Raw genomic sequence first — 17,397 nt, 5'->3', positions numbered from 1 at the left:
GGTGGGCGCCCCTAGCGCCTGGCCAGCAGCTCGTGTGCCTGGACGACGTCCAGGCGCATCTGCTCCACGAGTGCTTCAGGCCCACGGTAGGCCACCATGCCCCGGAGGCGGGCAACGAATTCCACAACTACTGTCTGGCCGTACAGATCGAAGTCTTCCACGTCCTCTTTGGGCCGGTCGATCACATGGGCTTCCACCTGGCGGCTGACGCCGTCGAACGTGGGGTTTGAGCCCACTGAGATGGCCGCCGGCCACCGGGTCCCTGCCTGGTCCACCAGCCAGCCCGCGTAAATGCCGTCGGCAGGAATCAGTCCGCTGGCGTTGCTGGCCAGGTTGGCGGTGGGGAAACCGAGCGCACGGCCGCGGGCGGCGCCGTGCACAACCTCGCCGCGCATCCGGTGCGGGCGTCCCAGGACAGCGGACGCCGTGGCAACGTCACCCTCCTGCAGGGCTTCCCGCACCCAGGTGGAGGAACAGCGGCGGTCCGTGCCGTCGTCGTCATGCAGGGGGTAGCCCTCGGAGCCGAACTCGCTGATCACCTGCACCTCAAACCCGAACTTCCGGCCGAGCTGCTTCATGGTGTCCAGGTCCCCTGAATTGCCGCGGCCGAAGCGTACATCGTGGCCGATCACAACATGGCCGGCATGCAGGCAGTCCACCAGGTACTGCTCCACGAATTCCTCGGGGGTGAGGCTGGCCAGGTCAAGCGAATACTTCATGACCAGGATGGCGTCCAGGCCCAACTCCCCCAGCGCCTCCAGCTTGTCCTGCAGCCCCATGATCAGTTCAGGCGCGGACTCGGGACGGTGGACCTGTGCCGGGTGCGGGTCGAAGGTGACCACAACGGCTTTGGACCTTGTGATCCGGGCCGTGCGGATCAGTTCGGACAGCACCTGCTGGTGTCCCCGGTGAACGCCGTCGAAGTTCCCGATGGTGACAACAGATGGGCCGAAGTCCGCCGGGACCTCGGACGGATCGTTCCAGATGTAGACCATCACCCTCGCCTTAACCGCTTGCAAGTATCAATGTTCGGGCCTGGTACCGGCCGCGGAACTCTCTAAGATTACCTGCATTCGGGAGCCCGCCCGGACGACGGGAAGGGCGGGGTCCGGGCTGTTATTGTTCCGCCGCCGCTGCCGGCCCCTCGTCCGGAGCCGGTGCGGCAAACAGGCGGAGCAGGCCGTCCACTTCCTGCGCGGCAGTTGCGGGATGCCGGAAATGCTGATGCGGGCGGATGGTGTAGTGGGTCCTGCGGCCCACCCTCGCCCGCTGGAGGTAGCCCGCACTTTCGAGGTCCTTGAGGATCTGGAGGGCGGCCCGGGTGGTGATACCCACCCGCTCGGCGATGTCTGCCACCAGGATGTCCGGATCCCCTGCCACGGACAGCAGGACGTGCCCGTGGTTGGTGAGGAACGTCCAGGCGGGCCGGGCGGGCCCGCCTGGACGTGAAGCTTCCAGGCCGCTTCCGCCGGAACGCTCAGCTGTCATGGATGCTCCGTCGTTCCTGGTGTCATGGGTGGTCGGCCCTGCTTGGCACCCCGAGCCGCCACAACGGTTCCAGGGCACGCATTTCCTCAGGTGATGCGGTTCCGAACGGTGCACGCTCCGGCGTGGGAAGCGGCCGGCGCCCCTGGCCCCGGGTTGCCCACAGGCTTGCTGCCACTGACACGAGGAGGATCGCGGCAATGACGGCAAGGGAAATCGGCGTGGGGATGTAGTAGATGTCGATCTTCAGGAACATCTTGATGCCCACCCAGATCAGGACGAGCGCCAGGCCGGTCTTGAGGTAGATGAACCGGTGGATGAGGTCCGCCAGGAGGAAGTACATGGCACGGAGGCCCAGGATGGCGAAGGCGTTAGCGGTGAATACTAGGAACACGTCATCGGTGACGGCGAAGATCGCAGGGATGGAGTCGACGGCGAAGATAATGTCCGTGACCTCGACGAGGACCAGGACCGCCAGCAGCGGGGTGGCCAGGAGGACGCCGCCACGCCGGATGAGGAACCGTTGCCCGTGGAAATCATTGGTCATGGGTACGTGCCGGCGGAACAGCTTCAACGCCCGGGACTTTTCCGGGTCCAGGTGGTCGTCCCGGTGCCGGATCATCCGGTATCCGGTGACGAGCAGGAACGCGGCGAAGATATACAGCACCCAGCCGGCACTGGCGATGATGGCGGCGCCGGCGGCGATGAAGATGCCACGGAACACCAGGGCGCCCAGGACACCGAAGAAGAGGACGCGGTGCTGGTATTCCCGGGGTACCGCGAAGTAGGTGAAGATGATGGCCCAGATAAAGACGTTGTCCACGGCAAGGGACTTCTCGATGAGGTAACCGGCAAAGTATTGCTGGCCATACTCGGCGCCGTAGACCTGCCACACCAGCACGCCGAAGCCGACTCCGAAGGCCACCCAGACCGCGGACCATAGTGCTGCCTCCCGCACTCCGATCACATGGGCTTTGCGGTGCGCGAAGAGGTCAAGGGCAAGCATCAGGACGATGAAGAGAAGTACGGCCAGCCAGGCCCATAGGGGAACGTTCATCAGTGGGAACCTGCTTCCAGTCAGATGTACCAACTGGAGGTCTTTCCCGGCCCCCGGCGGGAGCCTGCCCCGCCGGGCCGCTCAGGGGCGGCCGGACTGACGACGAGGCATTCGGGGGATACTCCCCTCCACACGAAACAGTGAAGCATATTTCATGTTTTCGGACAAGGGTTCCGGCACAATTTTCCAGCCGCACTTGCAGGCGCCGTTACAGGAGCCGTCAGCGGCCGCGGCCTGGTGGGAAGATGTGCCTCAGGCAGCGGCCCGCGCACCCGGGCGGCGGCGGTACAGCCACACTAGCCCCAGGATGGGCAGCAGCAGGGGGATGAAGGCATAGCCGCGGCCAAACAGGGACCAGACGGTTTCATGCGGGAACTGGACGGGGTCGAAGAGGCTCAGGGCGCCCACCACCAGCACCCCGACAAGTTCCACCAGCACCGCGGCAACCGAAACCTTGAACCAGGTGCTTCCGGCCCGTGCCAGTGAGACGGTGGCCACAACGTACACAACGGCGGCGAAGGCGGACAGAAGGTACGCGAGCGGCGCCTCGGAGAACTTGGTGAGGATCTGGTAGCCCGCCCTCGCCGAGGCGGAAATCGCAAAGACGGCGTAGACGGCGATCAGCAGCCGCCCAGGACCGGTGTTCCGGCTGTTCGAGGCGCTGCTGCCCGCGTGGTCGGGCCCGGTGGTTGTGGTGTGCTGGTCTTTCACGTTGGGTGCTTCTTCCACTTCAGTACCAGATCTGGTTCATTCGGGCCGCCATGACCAGCGCGGTAACGCCGACGGCGGCCAGGACAAAGTTGCTCCATCTGGTCCGTTCCAGGATGGACCAGTAGACGGCGGCAGGGGGCAGGAGCATGGCGGTGACAAGGTAGCCCCAGAACTCCCATGCCTCGCCGGCGATGGGCTCGCCGGCAACCACCCGGATGACGGATCCCACCAGGTAGACGAGGAGCGCGACCTCCACCGCGGCGACGGACAAGATCGTGACATCGTTCGGCGCCTTCCGAAGGATGCCCGCCGCAAGGCACACCGCCGTGGACAGGAGTCCGACCACCAGGATGATGTAGAAATACGCGTCCACCGTCACCCCTCCCCCGTGTTGCGGACCGGCGGGGCGCCGTTGCCGGGGGCGAACACCAGCACGGGTTTGGCGAAGCTGCCCGCATCGGCCAACAGTGCCACCAGGCTTCCGTCCGGCGCGAAAGCGGCTGCGGGGTGGTCGGCGGTGGCAGCGGCTGGGCTTCCGGGGGCGGCGCCGGCCGCGATGCGCCGGCCAAAGGAGATCTCGGTGGTTTCTTCTGCGCTGAGCTCGCGGTTGGGCATCAGGGCCCGGGCAGCCTGCGACATTTCCAGGACGTTGAGCTCTTCGGCCAGCTGGTCCAGGGTGCGGGCCTGGTCCAGGGAGTAGGGGCCCACGTGGGTCCTGCGGAGCGCGGTGAGGTGTCCGCCCACTCCCAGCGCGTTGCCCAAATCCCGGGCGAGGGCGCGGATGTACGTGCCGGAGGAGCATTCAACGGTGACGTCCAGGTCCACGACGTCTGCCTCGGGGTCCCGCCGGATGGCGTGCACCTCGAACCTGTGGATGGTGACAGGGCGGGCGGCAAGTTTCACGTCTTCACCGGACCGCACGCGCGCGTAGGCGCGTTCCCCGTTGACCTTGATGGCGCTGACGCTGCTGGGCACCTGCTGGATGTCGCCCGTCAAGGCCGCAACGCCGTCGTGGATTCCCTGCTCACTGACCCCGGACGTGCCGGCCGTGGCAATGACGTCGCCTTCGGCGTCGTCCGTCACGGTGGACTGGCCCAGGCGGATGGTGGCGGTGTAGGTCTTGGAGGTGCCCACGATGTAGGTGAGCAGCCGGGTTGCCTTGTTGATGCCCACCACCAGGACGCCGGTGGCCATGGGGTCAAGCGTTCCGGCGTGCCCTACTTTCCGGGTACCTGCGAGGCGCCGCATCCGGCCAACCACATCATGGCTGGTCCATCCCTGCGGCTTGTCCACTATCACCAGTCCAGAAAGCACGCCTCCCAGTATATCGGCGCTGGTCCCGGCCCCTGCCCACGCCCGGGCACCGGCACTCCGGAGGCACTTCCACCGCCAGCTAGGATGGCAGGCATGCCTGAGCTTGCCGCCCATGTCCGCGACGTGCCCGTCAACCAGATCCGCGAAATCACCGAGGCCGCGTGGCGCACCCCCGGCGCCCTGGTCCTCAGCATCGGCGAGCCTGGCTTTCCGGTCCCCCGGCATGTGCTGGAAGCAGCCATGGCATGCCTGGACCGGGATGAGACCAATTACACTCCGAACGCCGGCCTCCCGGCCCTGCGGGAAGCCTTCGCGGCGCGGTTTCGCGAACGCGCCGGCACCAGCCGCGGCAGCATCGACAGCATCGGCGCCGACCGGGTGTACGTGGTGGACGGCGCCCAGCAGGGCCTGCACTTTGCCATGAGCCTGCTGCTCTCCCCCGGCGACGAAATCCTGGTCCCCAACCCCGGCTACCCCACCTTTGCGATGACCGCCCGGTTGCTGAACGCCGTCCCCGTGGGCTACCCGCTCTACCCGGACCACGGCTTCCAGCCCCGGCCCGCGGACATCGAGGCGCTCGTCACTGACCGCACGCGGGTACTGGTCCTGAACTCCCCCTCCAACCCGCTCGGCGCCGTGCTGGGCGAGGACCTGACCCGGGAATTGATGGATCTGGCCCGCCGTCACGACCTCTGGGTCATCTCCGACGAATGCTATGAGGCTTTCACCTACGATGTGCCGCACGTCAGCCCCGCAAGGTTCGACGGCGATGCGCCGGGTGACGCGCGCGTCTTCACCTCCCTGACCTTGTCCAAGACCTACGGGCTCACCGGGCTGCGCATCGGCGCGCTGATCTGCCCGCCCGGCATCAAGCAGAAAATGGACAATGTGATGGAGGCGATTGTCTCCTGCGTCGCTTCACCGTCCCAGTACGCTGCACTCGCTGCCCTGACCGGGCCGCAGGACTATGTGCAGCACGCGCACGGGCATTACCTGGCAAACCGCGATGCGGCGGCCGCCGTCCTGGACGCCAAGGGAATTCCCTACCTTAAGGCGCAGGGGGCGTTCTATCTGTGGGCGGATGTCTCCCATGCCACCGGCGGGGACGTCCGCGGGTGGGTGCGGCGGTTCCTTGCAGACTCGGGCGTTGCCCTGGCGCCGGGAACGGCCTTCGGTTCCATCGGCGAAGGGTGGGTCCGGGTGGCCCTGTGCGGACGGCAGGAGGATCTCGTGGAGGGGCTGGGCCGGCTGCCGGGCCGGACCGGGCAGGGTTAGTTCAGCTGGTCTGGCCGGGCAGGCCGGTTGCCGTAGGCGCGCAGTTAGTTTGCCCGTCCCGCCAGCGCACCGTCCAGCCAGGAACGGAGTACCTCCGCGGGGGCCGCCCCTGCCTGGCGGGCGGCCACTTTCCCGTCAACCATCACCATCAGCGTGGGAATCGCCTGGACGTCGAACCTCCGCGACAGGCCCGGCGACTTGTCCACATCCACCTTGACGAGCTTGATCCGGCCGGGCCGTTCCCGGGCCAGCTTGTCCAGCACCGGGCTCACCATGCGGCAGGGGCCGCACCAGGCAGCCCAGAAGTCCACGAGCACGGGAACGGGTGACTGCTCCGCGACGGCCGCGAAGTCCGCATCCCCCGCGGCCACGATCCAGGGCAGTTCCGCCTTGCAGCTGCCGCAGCGGGGCCTGCCTGCCGCCTGGGCCGGGACCCTGTTGGTCTTGCCGCAGGCCGGACAGGAGGTGAGTGCGGGTTCCATTCCTAGTATTCCTTCCTGCCCGCGAAGTCCCCCCACGCCTGGAACGGCGCGTGCGACGACGGGATGTCGCTTCGGGTGACGGGCAACAGTTCCGGCCGGGTCCCGTCGAAGTACTCGTAGAAAACTGCGTCGTCGAAACCTGCGGCTGCGGCGCCGTGGCGGTCCGCGGCAAAGTAGACGCGGTCGATCCTTGCCCACAGTGCGGACGCCAGGCACAGCGGGCAGGGCTCGCAGCTGGCATAGAGGACCGCTCCCTGCAGGTCATAGTTGGCTATGGCCGTTGCTGCGGCGCGGATGGCCACCACTTCGGCGTGGGCGGTGGGATCGTTGTCCAGGGTTACGCGGTTGACGCCTTCATGCACCCGCCCGTCGGCGGTCACCACCAGCGCGCCGAACGGTCCTCCTCCTGCGCCGACGTTCCGGGTGGCCAGCTCCACGGCCTGCTCGAGGTACTTCGCGGTGTGGTCCGTGTCATTCGGCTCGTTCATAGCTAGATCCTAGTCATTGGGGCTGCCGTTAGGGGATGACATTAGGGGGCGGATAGGGGGAAATCCCGGCGACATTCCGACCTTGCAGGAATACTCTGGCGCCGGGGGGTTTCCGCAGTTCCTGCCTCCCGCAAGGAGGCTCCCTATCCGGCCCGTCAAGGGCGCCAAACCGGAGTATCCAATGAAGACAAAGTTTCCGATCGTCGCATGTATCGCTGTTGCGGCGATGGTTGTTCCCGCCGGACCCGCACTGGCCGGTTCCGACCCCGAGCATTCGACGCCGCGCACTCTGGCGGAGGGGCTGGTGGGGCCCCTGAGCCTCACTGTTACTTACGACGAAGAGACCGTCCTGGTCACCCAGAATTTCGCCGGACTGCTCAGCCGCGTCAACGACGACGGAAGCACCACTGCCCTCTACCAGGGGAAAGAGGGGTGGGACGTTGGAGGCGTGGAAACCCGGCACGGAACGCGGTACTTCGTGGAGAGCGCAGGCGCCGGAGGAGGTGATCCGGCCGCTCTCCAGGGCTGGCTGAAGGCCATCGACCCACAGGGTGATATCGATGATCTGGCCGACCTCGCCGGCTACGAACGGGAAAAGAACCCGGACGGCGCCCAGCACTACGGCTTTGGACCCGAGGTTACGGACGCATGCCTGGCAGAGTGGCCCGCCTTCCCGCCCGCCCGGTACCAGGGCGGCCTCGACTCGCATCCCTACGGCGTTGCCATACAGGGTGATACAGCGTACATCGCGGACGCGGGCGCAAACGCCATCCTGGAAGTGGACCTGGACTCGGGTGACGTTTCCACGCTGGCAGTCCTGCCGCCCCAGCCAGCAGTGATCCCCGCCGGGACCAGGATCCCCGTGGATATGGAGGGGACCACCGTAGAGGTTCCAGCGTGCGTGGTGGGCCACGAATACGCCTTTGAACCGGTCCCGACGGATCTGGAATTCGGCCCGGACGGCCGGCTGTATGTCACCACCCTTCCCGGCGGACCGGAGGATCCTTCCCTGGGAGCCCGGGGGGCCATCTTCCGCGTGAACCCTTCCACCGGCAGCACGAAGGTGTGGGCGGAGGACCTACTGAGCCCCACGGGCCTGGCCATCGCTGACGACGGCGACGTGTACGTTGCATCGATGTTCGGCAACGAAATCATTGAGATCGATGATTCGGCCAGCCACAGGAAGCAGTTCCTCGCGATCGACGGCCCGGCTGCAGTGGAAATCCGCGGTAACTCGCTCTATGCCACAGCCGGCTTCAGTTTCGCTGATCCCACTCAAGGCAAGGTCATCAAAATAGGCCTGTAACGGGGAAAGGAACAGTCACCGGTACAGCAGAAGGCCCGGACCGCATGGGCGGTCCGGGCCTTCTGCCGTGCTGACGGTTTACTTGTGGCCGTCTTCGTCGAGTTCCCCGTCGTCGCTGAGGTCAAGGTCCTCTTCGTCGAAGTCGTCCTCGTCGATGTCCACCTCTGCTGCAGCGTCGCTCTTGTAGGGGTCGGCGTCGCCGGCGTGCTGTGCCTTGGCGGCAAGGGCGGCCACCTCGGCGTCACGCTTCTTAGCCTCCCGCAGCAGTTCCTCGAGGTTGGAGGCAACCACGGGAATCTGGTCGGCCACGAATTCGAGGCTGGGAGTCAGGCGGACGGTAATGTTCCGGCCCACCTCCTGCCGAAGCACCCCCTTGGCCTTCTCCAGTCCCTTGGCGGCATCGGCCTGCACGGCCTGGTCGCCAAAAACGGTGTAGTAGACAGTGGCATGCTGCAGATCATTGGTCACCCGGGCATCGGTAACAGTAATGCCCTCCAGCCGGGGATCCTTAACCTTCCGGCCCAGGGCCTCAGCAACAACAACTTTAATCCGCTGCGCCAACTTGGCAGCACGTGCCGGATCAGCCATGAACAACTCCTATAAAAAGAAACATTTGGGACGTACGACGGCGGTCCGGTGAGGATGCGCGCATGTCAGGTTTTGGCCACACACCGAACGTGAGGCATCAACAGACCAGTTGGAATTTCCCGGCGGCCTGGGAGTGGCATCGGGCCTGCCGGAGCTGGGCGGCAAAGGATCGCAGATCCGTTGCCGCCCAGCGTAGGGGCGGGGCCGCCGGGAAATTCCAACGGCACCCACCTAAACGAACACGTTAGACGCGCGGCTTCTCACGCATCTCGAAGGTCTCGATGATGTCGCCTTCGTTAATGTCGTTGTACGAGCCAAGGCCGATACCACACTCGAAGTCCGTGCGGACCTCGGTGGCGTCGTCCTTGAAGCGCTTGAGCGTCTCAACGGTGAGGTTGTCACCGATGATCTTGCCGTCGCGGCTGATGCGTGCCTTCGAATTGCGTCGGATAACACCCGAGCGGACGATCGAGCCGGCGATGTTTCCGAACTTGGAGGAGCGGAAGACTTCGCGGACCTCGGCGGTGCCCAGCTGGACTTCTTCGTATTCCGGCTTGAGCATGCCCTTGAGCGCCATCTCGATGTCATCGATTGCCGAGTAGATGACGGAGTAGAAGCGCATGTCCACGCCTTCGCGGTCTGCCAGTTCGGCAACGCGCTCGGCAGGCTTGACGTTGAAGCCGATGATGACGGCGCTGTCCACTGTTGCCAGGTTGACGTCGTTCTGCGTGATGGCACCAACACCGCGGTGGATGACGCGCAGCTGCACGCCTTCGCCGACGTCGATCTTGAGCAGGGCGTCTTCGAGGGCTTCCACGGCACCGGACACGTCACCCTTGAGGATGAGGTTGAGGGTGTCGATCTTGCCGTCGGCCACTGCCTGGTCGAAGTCTTCCAGGCTGATGCGCTTGCGGCGCTTCGCCAGGGCGGCGTTGCGGTCGGCTGCTTCACGCTTCTCGGCGATCTGGCGGGCGGTGCGCTCGTCAGCGGTCACGAAGAAGGTGTCGCCTGCACGCGGCACGTTGGACAGACCCAGCACCTGCACGGGGCGGGACGGGCCGGCCTCGGTCAGGGCGCTGCCGTCGTCGTCGAACATTGCGCGGACGCGGCCGTGGGCCGTGCCTGCAACGATGGTGTCGCCGACGCGCAAGGTACCGGACTGAACCAGGACGGTGGCAACCGCACCGCGGCCCTTGTCCAGGTTGGCTTCGATCGCGATACCGCGGGCGTCCTTGTTCGGGTTGGCGCGCATGTCCAGGGCAGCGTCCGCGGTGAGCAGGACGGCCTCGAGCAGCTCGTCGATGTTGAGGTTCTGGCGGGCAGAGACCTCCACGAACATGGTGTCGCCACCGTACTCTTCCGGAACCAGGCCGTACTCGGTCAGCTGGCCGCGGACCTTGTCCGGGTTGGCGCCTTCCTTGTCGATCTTGTTCACGGCCACCACGATCGGCACGTTGGCCGCCTGTGCGTGGTTGAGGGCTTCAACGGTCTGCGGCATGACGCCGTCGTCCGCTGCAACCACCAGGATGGCGATGTCGGTGACCTTCGCACCACGGGCACGCATGGCGGTGAACGCCTCGTGGCCGGGGGTGTCGATGAAGGTGATCTTGCGGTCGTCGCCTTCGTGGTTGTGCGTGACCTGGTAGGCACCGATGTGCTGGGTGATGCCGCCGTGCTCGCCGGCCATGACGTCGGACTTGCGGATGGCATCGAGCAGGCGGGTTTTACCGTGGTCCACGTGGCCCATGACGGTGACAACCGGAGGACGGGCCTCAAGTTCTTCGTCGCCTTCGGCTTCGAGTTCGGCATCGAAGTCGATGTCGAACCCGGAGAGCAGCTCGCGCTCCTCGTCTTCCGGGGACACAACCTGGAGCTTGTAGCCAAGCTCCTCGCCCAGCAGGGCAAAGGTCTCTTCATCCAGCGACTGCGTGGCCGTGGCCATTTCACCGAGGTGGAAGAGGACGGTCACCAGCGCGGCGGGGTTTGCCTCGATCTTGTCGGCGAAGTCCGTGATGGACGAGCCGCGGCGCAGCCGGATCACAGTGTTGCCGTCGCCGCGGGGTACGCTCACGCCACCCAGCGACGGGGCACTCATCTGCTCAAGTTCCTGGCGCTTTGCACGCTTCGACTTGCGCTGCTTGCCACGTCCGGCGCCGCCCTTGCCGAAGGCACCCTGGGTGCCGCCGCGGCCGCGGCCGCCCTTGCCGAAGCCACCGCCGGCGGGAGCACCGCCGCCGCCACCGGGACCGCCGGTTCCGGGAGCGCCACCGGGGCGTCCGGGACCACGGCCACCGGCACCGGGACGGCCTGCACCAGCGGGTGCGGGACGTTCAGTGCGGTTGGGCATCATGCCGGGAGTAGGACGGTTCCCGCCGGCGCCACCGGGGCGCGGTGCACCCGGGCGGGGGCCACCGGCACCTGCTGCGGGACGGGGACCGCCCGCACCTGCTGCGGGGCGCGGACCACCGGGACGGGGGCCGCCGGCACCTGCTGCGGGACGCGGACCACCGGGACGGTCGCCGTCGGTGCGGCTTCCACCCGGACGGGGCATGCCCTGTGAGGTGGCAAACGGGTTGTTGCCGGGACGGGGAGCACGCTCGCCGTCGCCGCCGCGGCCGCGGGGCATGCCCTGGGACGTGGCGAAGGGGTTGTTGCCCGGGCGGGGACCGCCGGGACGGGGAGCCGAGCCGCCCTGCCCCGAGCCGCCGGAGCGGGCAGGTGCAGCGGGGGTTTCAGCCTTGGGTGCCGGGCGTGCGCCGGGCTTCGCTCCGGTGGACGGAGCGGCCGGGGCGGGTGCAGCCGGAGCTGCGGGGGCGCTGGCAGCGGGGGCTGCCGGAGCAGCCGCCTGTGCCGGTGCAGCCGGAGCGGCGGGCGCGGGAGCCTCAGCCTTGGGGGCCGGAGCCTTCGGAGCTGCCGGACCGGGTGCCGGTGTTGAGGGACGCGCCTCTGCCGCCGGAGCGGCTGCCTTGGGGGCGGCTGCCGGTGCGGCAGCCTTGGGGGCGGCGTCGGGGAAGGCGTTGCGCAGTTTGCGCACAACGGGGGCCTCAATGGTTGAAGAGGCAGAGCGAACGAATTCGCCCAGTTCCTGCAGTTTTGTCACTGCATCTTTGGAAGTAATACCGAGCTCTTTGGCGAGCTCATGTACGCGGACCTTGGCCACATTTCTCCTGTCTCGGTCCGCACCGAGCCAGGCACGAACCGTCTACTTCTTACTGCGGGCCCAAGCCGCAAATGCTGCAGAAGGGCCCATTGCAGAGCGCAACAAAGTTGTCATCGTTGCGCACTCATCGCTGGGAACTCATCGGGTTTCCATCAGTTTTCTGACCCGCTTTCAGGTTGGACGATTGGTGTTGCAGTTGCCGGAACGCATGCAACGCTCGGACCTGACGTGATCCGGCGTTTGACGGCGGCGGTACCGGTCGCTCCCCGCAGGGCACGTCCGAATGCTCGCCGCTTCAACGCCAGAGCCAGGCACGATTCGCTGGGATGCAGCCATGCACCCCGGCCAGCCATCCGGCGTCGTTCATCCACCAGGACAGCGTTTGATCCGCTGCCTTCGGCGACGAGCCGGAGTAACTCATTCCGCGCACCCTTCTTCCGGCATCCGATGCAGGTACGCTCCGGCTGATTCCCGCTTGCTACTGGCACGGTCATCTTCCTGACGTTCATATCTGCTGGCCTCGGACGGCCTTCCTCCGGTGTGAACGGAATGGGGCACGCCCAGGGCGCACGGCTGCCGGCCGTTAGGCGCGGTCTTTACTATTCTAGCCCCTCCCGGCCTGTCTGCCCGAAACTGCGCGTGCGATTCGAGGACGGGAGGGCGTCGAAATCTGTTCAGTTATCGCGGGCAGCCGCGGCGTCGGACACGATGTCGATCCGCCAGCCGGTCAGCTTGGCCGCCAGCCGGGCGTTCTGGCCCTCTTTGCCGATGGCCAGGGACAGCTGGTAGTCCGGGACCACCACGCGCGCCGAACGCGTGGCTTCATCCGTGATGGTGACCGAATTCACGCGCGACGGCGAAAGGGCGCTGGCGATGAAGGTAGCCGGATTCTCGCTGAAGTCGACGATGTCGATCTTTTCGTCGTTCAGTTCGGTCATCACGGCGCGGACCCGGGATCCCATTTCGCCGATGCAGGCACCCTTGGCGTTGATGCCGGGAACGTTTGCCTTGACGGCAATCTTGGTGCGGTGGCCGGCTTCGCGGGCCAGGGCAACGATCTCGACCGAGCGGTCCGCAATTTCGGGCACTTCGAGTTCGAAGAGCTTGCGGACGAGGCCCGGGTGGGACCGGGACAGGGTGACGGACGGGCCCTTGGAGCCGCGGTGGACGTCGATAACCAACGCACGCAGCCGGTTGCCGTGGATGTACTTTTCCCCGGGAACCTGCTCCGGCGGCGGCAGCAGCGCCTCCACGGAACCCAGGTTGACCTGGATCATGTGCGGGTTGTTGCCCTGCTGGATGGTGCCGGAGACCAGTTCGCCCTCACGGCCTTTGAACTCGCCCAGGACGTTGTCGTCCTCAACGTCGCGCAGGCGCTGAAGGATGATCTGGCGTGCGGTGCTGGCAGCGATCCGGCCGAAGCCTTCGGGAGTGTGCTCGAACTCGCCGATGGGGGCGCCGTCGTCGTCAATCTCCACAGCCCAGATGGTCACATGGCCGCTCTTGCGGTCCAGCTCGGCACGGGCCTTTTCGAAGGCGCCGGGCGACTTGTGGTACGCCACCAGGAGCGCCTGCTCAATGGTGGGGATCAGGAGGTCCAGCGGGATTTCACGCTCACGCTCCAGAAGTCTCAGTGCGCTCATGTCAATATCCATCAGGCCTCCTCAGAAGGTCCATTGTGTCCAGGTTCCAGACCATCCCCATTGAGGTGGCTGAATTCGATCTCGACTTTTCCGTTGCGGATCCTGTCGAAAGGAAGTTTTATGGGGTCGCCTTGTTTGGGCTTCATGCCCTTTTTCACGGCGATCTCCGGCACGATGGTGACTCCGTCACCGTCCACCGACGTGATCCGGCCCATGACGTTCTCGCCCTGGACAACGTTGATCCTGGCCATGCGGCCCTTGGCCCGGTGCCAGTGCCGCGGTTCCGTCAGCGGGCGCCCGACGCCGGGAGAGGACACCTCAAGGTCATAGGGCCGGCCGTCGTCTCCGGGATCGTTGTCCAGGACGTCGGAGAGGATTTTTGAGATGTCGGCGATGACGTCAAGGCTGACGCCGCCGGTTTCCTCCTGCGGAAGGTCCACCACGACGTGGACTACCCGGTGGGAACCGGCCACGATGGCCACGTCTTCCAGGTAAAGGCGGTTGGCCTGGACCGCGGGTTCAAGGAGTGCGCGGAGCCGGTCAGCTTCCGGGTTGTGTGCGGGGGCGGCTTCAGCCTTACCCGTTCCGGTTTGGTCTGATGAAGCCGTGGCTTCTGCGTTGCTCACGATGCCGCGCCGCCTCCCTTATAGATGATGTTGTGTGTACTAGCGTAGCTATTTTACCGGTCCGGTGGGGCGGAGATCCCCCGGCGTCGTGACACCATGGTCTGTTGTGAAAGAAGACGATCCGGAAAACCGCCCAAAGCTGCGCTATTTCCGGTACGCCGTTATTTCCTTCACAGCCCTGGTTGTGCTCAGCCTGGGCTTCTCGCTGATTCCCGCTGATCCGCCGGCGCCCGCGGATCCCCCGTTCTCCGAGCAGGCCAGGGCGGCCGCCCTGCAGGATTCGCTGGATCTGCGTGCTGCGGCCGGGCGGCTTTCAGCCAGCGCGGCAGCAGGCGGCGGCGCAGGCCCGGCCGCCGCGGACAAGACTGTGACATTGCTGACCCTGCAGGCCCGCGCCCTCCTTTCGCCGGCAGATCCTTCCGCCGCGGAGGATGACCCGGCGTCTGCCACTACCCTGCCGTCCGGCCAGTCCGGTCCGGCCGCCGGGGCGGCAACGACGGCGGAGCCCACGCTCGCAGGGCTGGCTTCCGCGCTCTCGGCCAGTGGTGTCCAGCGCCTGACCGATGCGGCAACGGCCGACGGCGGGATGGCACGGCTGCTGGCCGGTGCCGGCACCGCCCAGCTGCTCGCGGCGGAGGACCTTGCCGCCGCCGCGGGCGTCCCCGCGGAAACGCTTCCCCATGCCGGTGCGGCAGTTTCTCCGGCCGCGGGCGCGCCGGCGAGCGATTCTACGGCGTCAGCCTGTCCGTCAATCCTTCCGGCACCCGCTGCCGCAGGGCAGGAACCATCTGCCGCGGGCATGTCTGCTGTACTGGGCAGTGCGTTGTCCGCAGCTGTGGCGGCCGAGCAGCAGGGCCTCTACGCCTACCAGGCTGCACTCCCACGCCTTGGCGCTGGCGATGCTCCGGCAGCGGAGGCCTTCCTGGGGCAGCACCGGGAACTCGCTGCCCAGGCCGCGGCGCACACCCGTGCCGCCTGCAGCGCCCCGCCCGCGCAGCCGCCGAGCTTCGTGCTGGACCCGGGCTTCCTCGCGAACCCCCGCGACGGACTGGCCCGCCTGGAAGTTGCGTCGCTGTCCGCCTACGGGGATGTCATTGCGCAGGCAGACGGCGGTCTGCGGAGCTGGGCGATCGCCGCCCTGCAGTCCGCCGCGCGGCGCGCTGCCCACTGGGACGGCGGTGTAGGGCCGGTTCCCGGCCTCCCGCTCGACGAGGACCGGCTTCCGGAGCTTCCGGCCAGCCCTGCTCCCGCATCCACCGGAACGTGAACTCCCGTGGGCCATGGCGGCGGCCTGCCGAGGGGGTGGCCCCGGCGGGGTTCTGATGGTTTGCTGAAGGCATGGATGCACAGGACCCGTCCCAGCCTGCGGGCACGGACGCCGCGAGCCCCGAACTCCGCCGCCATATGGAGACTGAACCGCATGGAACAGACATCGCCCAACGGCTGAACTGGCTCCGGGCGGGTGTCCTGGGCGCAAACGACGGCATTGTCTCGGTCGCGGCGATCGTGGTGGGTGTGGCAGGAGCTACTTCCGAAACGGGTCCCATCCTCGCCGCCGGCGCCGCCGGGCTGGTGGGCGGAGCGGTGTCCATGGCACTCGGCGAGTACGTCTCCGTGAGCAGCCAAAGCGACAGCCAGCGGGCCCTGATCGAGAAGGAACGCCGGGAGCTGGCCGAGGAACCGGAAGAGGAACTCGCCGAACTCACCGCCATCTACCAGGCCAAGGGCCTCAGCCCGGAAACGGCCGGGAAGGTCGCTGAGGAGCTCACAGCCCACGACGCCCTGGCGGCGCACCTTTCCGCCGAACTCAACATCGACGAGACGGACATCGTGAGTCCGTGGCACGCAGCCTTCGCCTCGGCCGTGGCTTTTGTCATCGGCGCCATACTGCCGATGCTGGCGATCCTTCTCCCCCCGCCCGGGATCCGGGTTCCCCTGACCTTCGCCGCTGTCCTGGTGGCACTGGCGCTGACAGGGACGCTGGGTGCCTGGATTGGCGGCGGGTCGAAAACCCGGGCAGCAGTCCGGGTGGTGGTGGGCGGCGCCCTGGCACTCGCTGCCACCTTCAGCATTGGCACCATGCTCGGCGCCACGGGTGTCGTGTAGGGAACCTGCCGTCCGCTGATGCGTGCAGGCCACACGGCAGGGCCCGATGCACCTAGGCTGGGACTGATGAGCCAGCCAACGGCAGTACCAGTCCCGCCGGACCTTTCCGTGCGCTACGCCCGCACCGCCGCCGGACGGGAGTGGCTCGCTTCCCTGCCCGGCGTCACTGCGGGCCTGCTGGAGCGGTGGCGGCTCGTGCCGGACCTCGCCCCTGGCTCACTGCCGTGGAACGGCCACGGCGCGGTAGTGGTACCGGTACGCCGGGAGGACGGCCGGCCCGCAGCCCTCAAGATCGCCTTCCCGCACGAGGAAGCGCGCGTTGAGCGGCATGCGCTGGCGTTATGGGGCGGGCACGGCGCCGTCGCACTGCTGGCGGCCGACGCCGGCACCTGTTCCATGCTCCTCGAAAGGCTGGACGCAGTGCGCTCCCTGGCTAGCGTCCCCATGGCTGACGCCGCGGCCGTGTGGGGCGGGCTTGTGCGGCAGTTGAGCCTTGTTCCGGACGACCGGCCGCAGTGGCGGGAATTCGAGCACATTGCCGCTCGCGCCGAACAGTGGAGCGACGACCTCCCCGCGGACTGGGAACAGCTCGGCCGCCCCTTTCCACGGTGGCTGCTGGAAGCGGCGCTTGAGGTGTGCCAGACGCGGGGCGCGGTGGGGCGTCGCTCGGGGCGGGACGTTCTGGTCCACACGGACCTGCACTTCCTCAACATCCTGGCCAGGCCGGATGGTGAAGCAACGGCTGGGAGGCCAATGGCTGAAGCCTTCGCCGCCATCGATCCGCAGCCCATGGTCGGCGAAGCGGAGTTCGGCCTGGCGCCGCTGTTGTGGAACCGGCTGCAGGAGCTGCCGCTGAACCAGCCTGAATCCGGCCTGCGGCAGCGCTGCGCGGACTTCAGCGCCGCTGCCGGGCTTGACCCTGACGCCGCGCGGGAGTGGGCCCTTGCCAGGGAGGTGGCAAACGCGCTGGGGTACGTCGGGCAGCCAGGCCACCGCGGCGACCTGGCGCGGTCACTCTGGGTTGCCAGCACCCTCGCCGGCCGCACCCTGGAGGGACTGCCGCCTGCCCATGCACTGCCGGAGCCCGGCCAGATGCCCGGCACGTAATACCCAACCGGGCACGGCTTTCTCCTGCACACCGGGCGGTGGGCACTAT

18 protein-coding genes are annotated in these 17,397 nt (G+C 67.1%); 5 read left to right on the top strand and 13 right to left on the bottom strand.

All coding sequences use genetic code 11. The features are described from left to right. Positions 1-11: 11 nt before the first annotated feature. The 6 genes from AC4BCK_RS07305 to truB all read right to left on the bottom strand — a co-directional run bounded on the left by AC4BCK_RS07305 (position 12) and on the right by truB (position 4,567). Entirely contained in the window at positions 12-995 is a 984-nt protein-coding gene (locus tag AC4BCK_RS07305; RefSeq protein WP_174178776.1) for a bifunctional riboflavin kinase/FAD synthetase, read from the bottom strand. Positions 996-1,116: 121 nt separating this feature from the next. Beyond that, a complete protein-coding gene (locus tag AC4BCK_RS07300) occupies positions 1,117-1,488 on the bottom strand; it encodes a helix-turn-helix transcriptional regulator (RefSeq protein ID WP_174178778.1) in 372 nt (123 codons plus the stop codon). A gap of 22 nt (positions 1,489-1,510) precedes the next feature. Beyond that, positions 1,511-2,542 (bottom strand): TerC family protein, encoded by a 1,032-nt coding sequence (locus AC4BCK_RS07295; RefSeq protein ID WP_364271605.1) that lies wholly within the window; start codon positions 2,540-2,542, stop codon positions 1,511-1,513. A gap of 252 nt (positions 2,543-2,794) precedes the next feature. After that, positions 2,795-3,253, bottom strand: a complete 459-nt coding sequence (locus AC4BCK_RS07290; RefSeq protein ID WP_174178907.1) for a hypothetical protein — start codon at positions 3,251-3,253, stop codon at positions 2,795-2,797. Between the two features lie 19 nt (positions 3,254-3,272). Next, entirely contained in the window at positions 3,273-3,626 is a 354-nt protein-coding gene (locus AC4BCK_RS07285) for a hypothetical protein (RefSeq protein WP_174178782.1), read from the bottom strand. A 2-nt stretch (positions 3,627-3,628) separates the two neighbouring features. Beyond that, positions 3,629-4,567, bottom strand: a complete 939-nt coding sequence (gene truB / locus AC4BCK_RS07280; RefSeq protein ID WP_174178784.1) for a tRNA pseudouridine(55) synthase TruB — start codon at positions 4,565-4,567, stop codon at positions 3,629-3,631. A gap of 93 nt (positions 4,568-4,660) precedes the next feature. On the opposite strand from truB, the gene AC4BCK_RS07275 reads away from it, so the two are divergent. Beyond that, the gene (locus AC4BCK_RS07275; RefSeq protein ID WP_174178786.1) at positions 4,661-5,842 is read left to right on the top strand and encodes a pyridoxal phosphate-dependent aminotransferase; all 1,182 of its coding nucleotides are present in this window, start codon (positions 4,661-4,663) and stop codon (positions 5,840-5,842) included. Between the two features lie 44 nt (positions 5,843-5,886). Here AC4BCK_RS07275 and trxA read toward each other — a convergent pair whose 3' ends face one another. Next, a complete protein-coding gene (gene trxA / locus AC4BCK_RS07270; protein WP_174178788.1) occupies positions 5,887-6,324 on the bottom strand; it encodes a thioredoxin in 438 nt (145 codons plus the stop codon). 2 nt (positions 6,325-6,326) lie between these two features. Beyond that, positions 6,327-6,812 (bottom strand): nucleoside deaminase, encoded by a 486-nt coding sequence (locus AC4BCK_RS07265; RefSeq protein ID WP_174178790.1) that lies wholly within the window; start codon positions 6,810-6,812, stop codon positions 6,327-6,329. 181 nt (positions 6,813-6,993) lie between these two features. On the opposite strand from AC4BCK_RS07265, the gene AC4BCK_RS07260 reads away from it, so the two are divergent. After that, on the top strand, positions 6,994-8,118 hold the full coding sequence (locus AC4BCK_RS07260; protein WP_174178792.1) for a ScyD/ScyE family protein: 1,125 nt from the start codon (positions 6,994-6,996) through the stop codon (positions 8,116-8,118). 78 nt (positions 8,119-8,196) lie between these two features. On the opposite strand, the gene rbfA is transcribed toward AC4BCK_RS07260, so the two are convergent. From rbfA to rimP, 5 genes are all read right to left on the bottom strand, one after another. After that, positions 8,197-8,706, bottom strand: coding sequence for a 30S ribosome-binding factor RbfA (rbfA, locus tag AC4BCK_RS07255; RefSeq protein WP_174178794.1), 510 nt, complete (start codon positions 8,704-8,706; stop codon positions 8,197-8,199). Positions 8,707-8,950: 244 nt separating this feature from the next. After that, positions 8,951-11,866 (bottom strand): translation initiation factor IF-2, encoded by a 2,916-nt coding sequence (gene infB / locus AC4BCK_RS07250; protein WP_310109568.1) that lies wholly within the window; start codon positions 11,864-11,866, stop codon positions 8,951-8,953. Between the two features lie 152 nt (positions 11,867-12,018). Beyond that, positions 12,019-12,360 carry a YlxR family protein gene (locus tag AC4BCK_RS07245; protein ID WP_490566900.1) on the bottom strand — a complete coding sequence of 114 codons (342 nt, stop codon included), beginning with the start codon at positions 12,358-12,360 and terminating at the stop codon, positions 12,019-12,021. A 180-nt stretch (positions 12,361-12,540) separates the two neighbouring features. Then, on the bottom strand, positions 12,541-13,521 hold the full coding sequence (nusA, locus tag AC4BCK_RS07240) for a transcription termination factor NusA (protein ID WP_066274794.1): 981 nt from the start codon (positions 13,519-13,521) through the stop codon (positions 12,541-12,543). Continuing rightward, the gene (rimP, locus tag AC4BCK_RS07235; protein WP_174178800.1) at positions 13,521-14,135 is read right to left on the bottom strand and encodes a ribosome maturation factor RimP; all 615 of its coding nucleotides are present in this window, start codon (positions 14,133-14,135) and stop codon (positions 13,521-13,523) included. Before rimP ends, nusA begins: the two co-directional genes overlap by 1 nt. Before the next feature lie 106 nt (positions 14,136-14,241). Between rimP and AC4BCK_RS07230 the strand changes: the two genes are divergently transcribed. The 3 genes from AC4BCK_RS07230 (at position 14,242) to AC4BCK_RS07220 (ending at position 17,348) form a co-directional block, all read left to right on the top strand. Next, entirely contained in the window at positions 14,242-15,402 is a 1,161-nt protein-coding gene (locus tag AC4BCK_RS07230) for a DUF4439 domain-containing protein (RefSeq protein ID WP_490566784.1), read from the top strand. A gap of 137 nt (positions 15,403-15,539) precedes the next feature. After that, positions 15,540-16,241: a VIT1/CCC1 transporter family protein gene (locus tag AC4BCK_RS07225; protein WP_174178911.1), complete on the top strand. Its 702-nt coding sequence runs from the start codon at positions 15,540-15,542 to the stop codon at positions 16,239-16,241. 66 nt (positions 16,242-16,307) lie between these two features. Next, positions 16,308-17,348: an aminoglycoside phosphotransferase family protein gene (locus AC4BCK_RS07220; protein WP_174178802.1), complete on the top strand. Its 1,041-nt coding sequence runs from the start codon at positions 16,308-16,310 to the stop codon at positions 17,346-17,348. Positions 17,349-17,397 lie beyond the last annotated feature (49 nt).

The sequence above is a fragment of the Pseudarthrobacter sp. As-47 genome (genome assembly GCF_058215595.1).
This window is presented reverse-complemented; position numbering and strand designations above follow the sequence as displayed.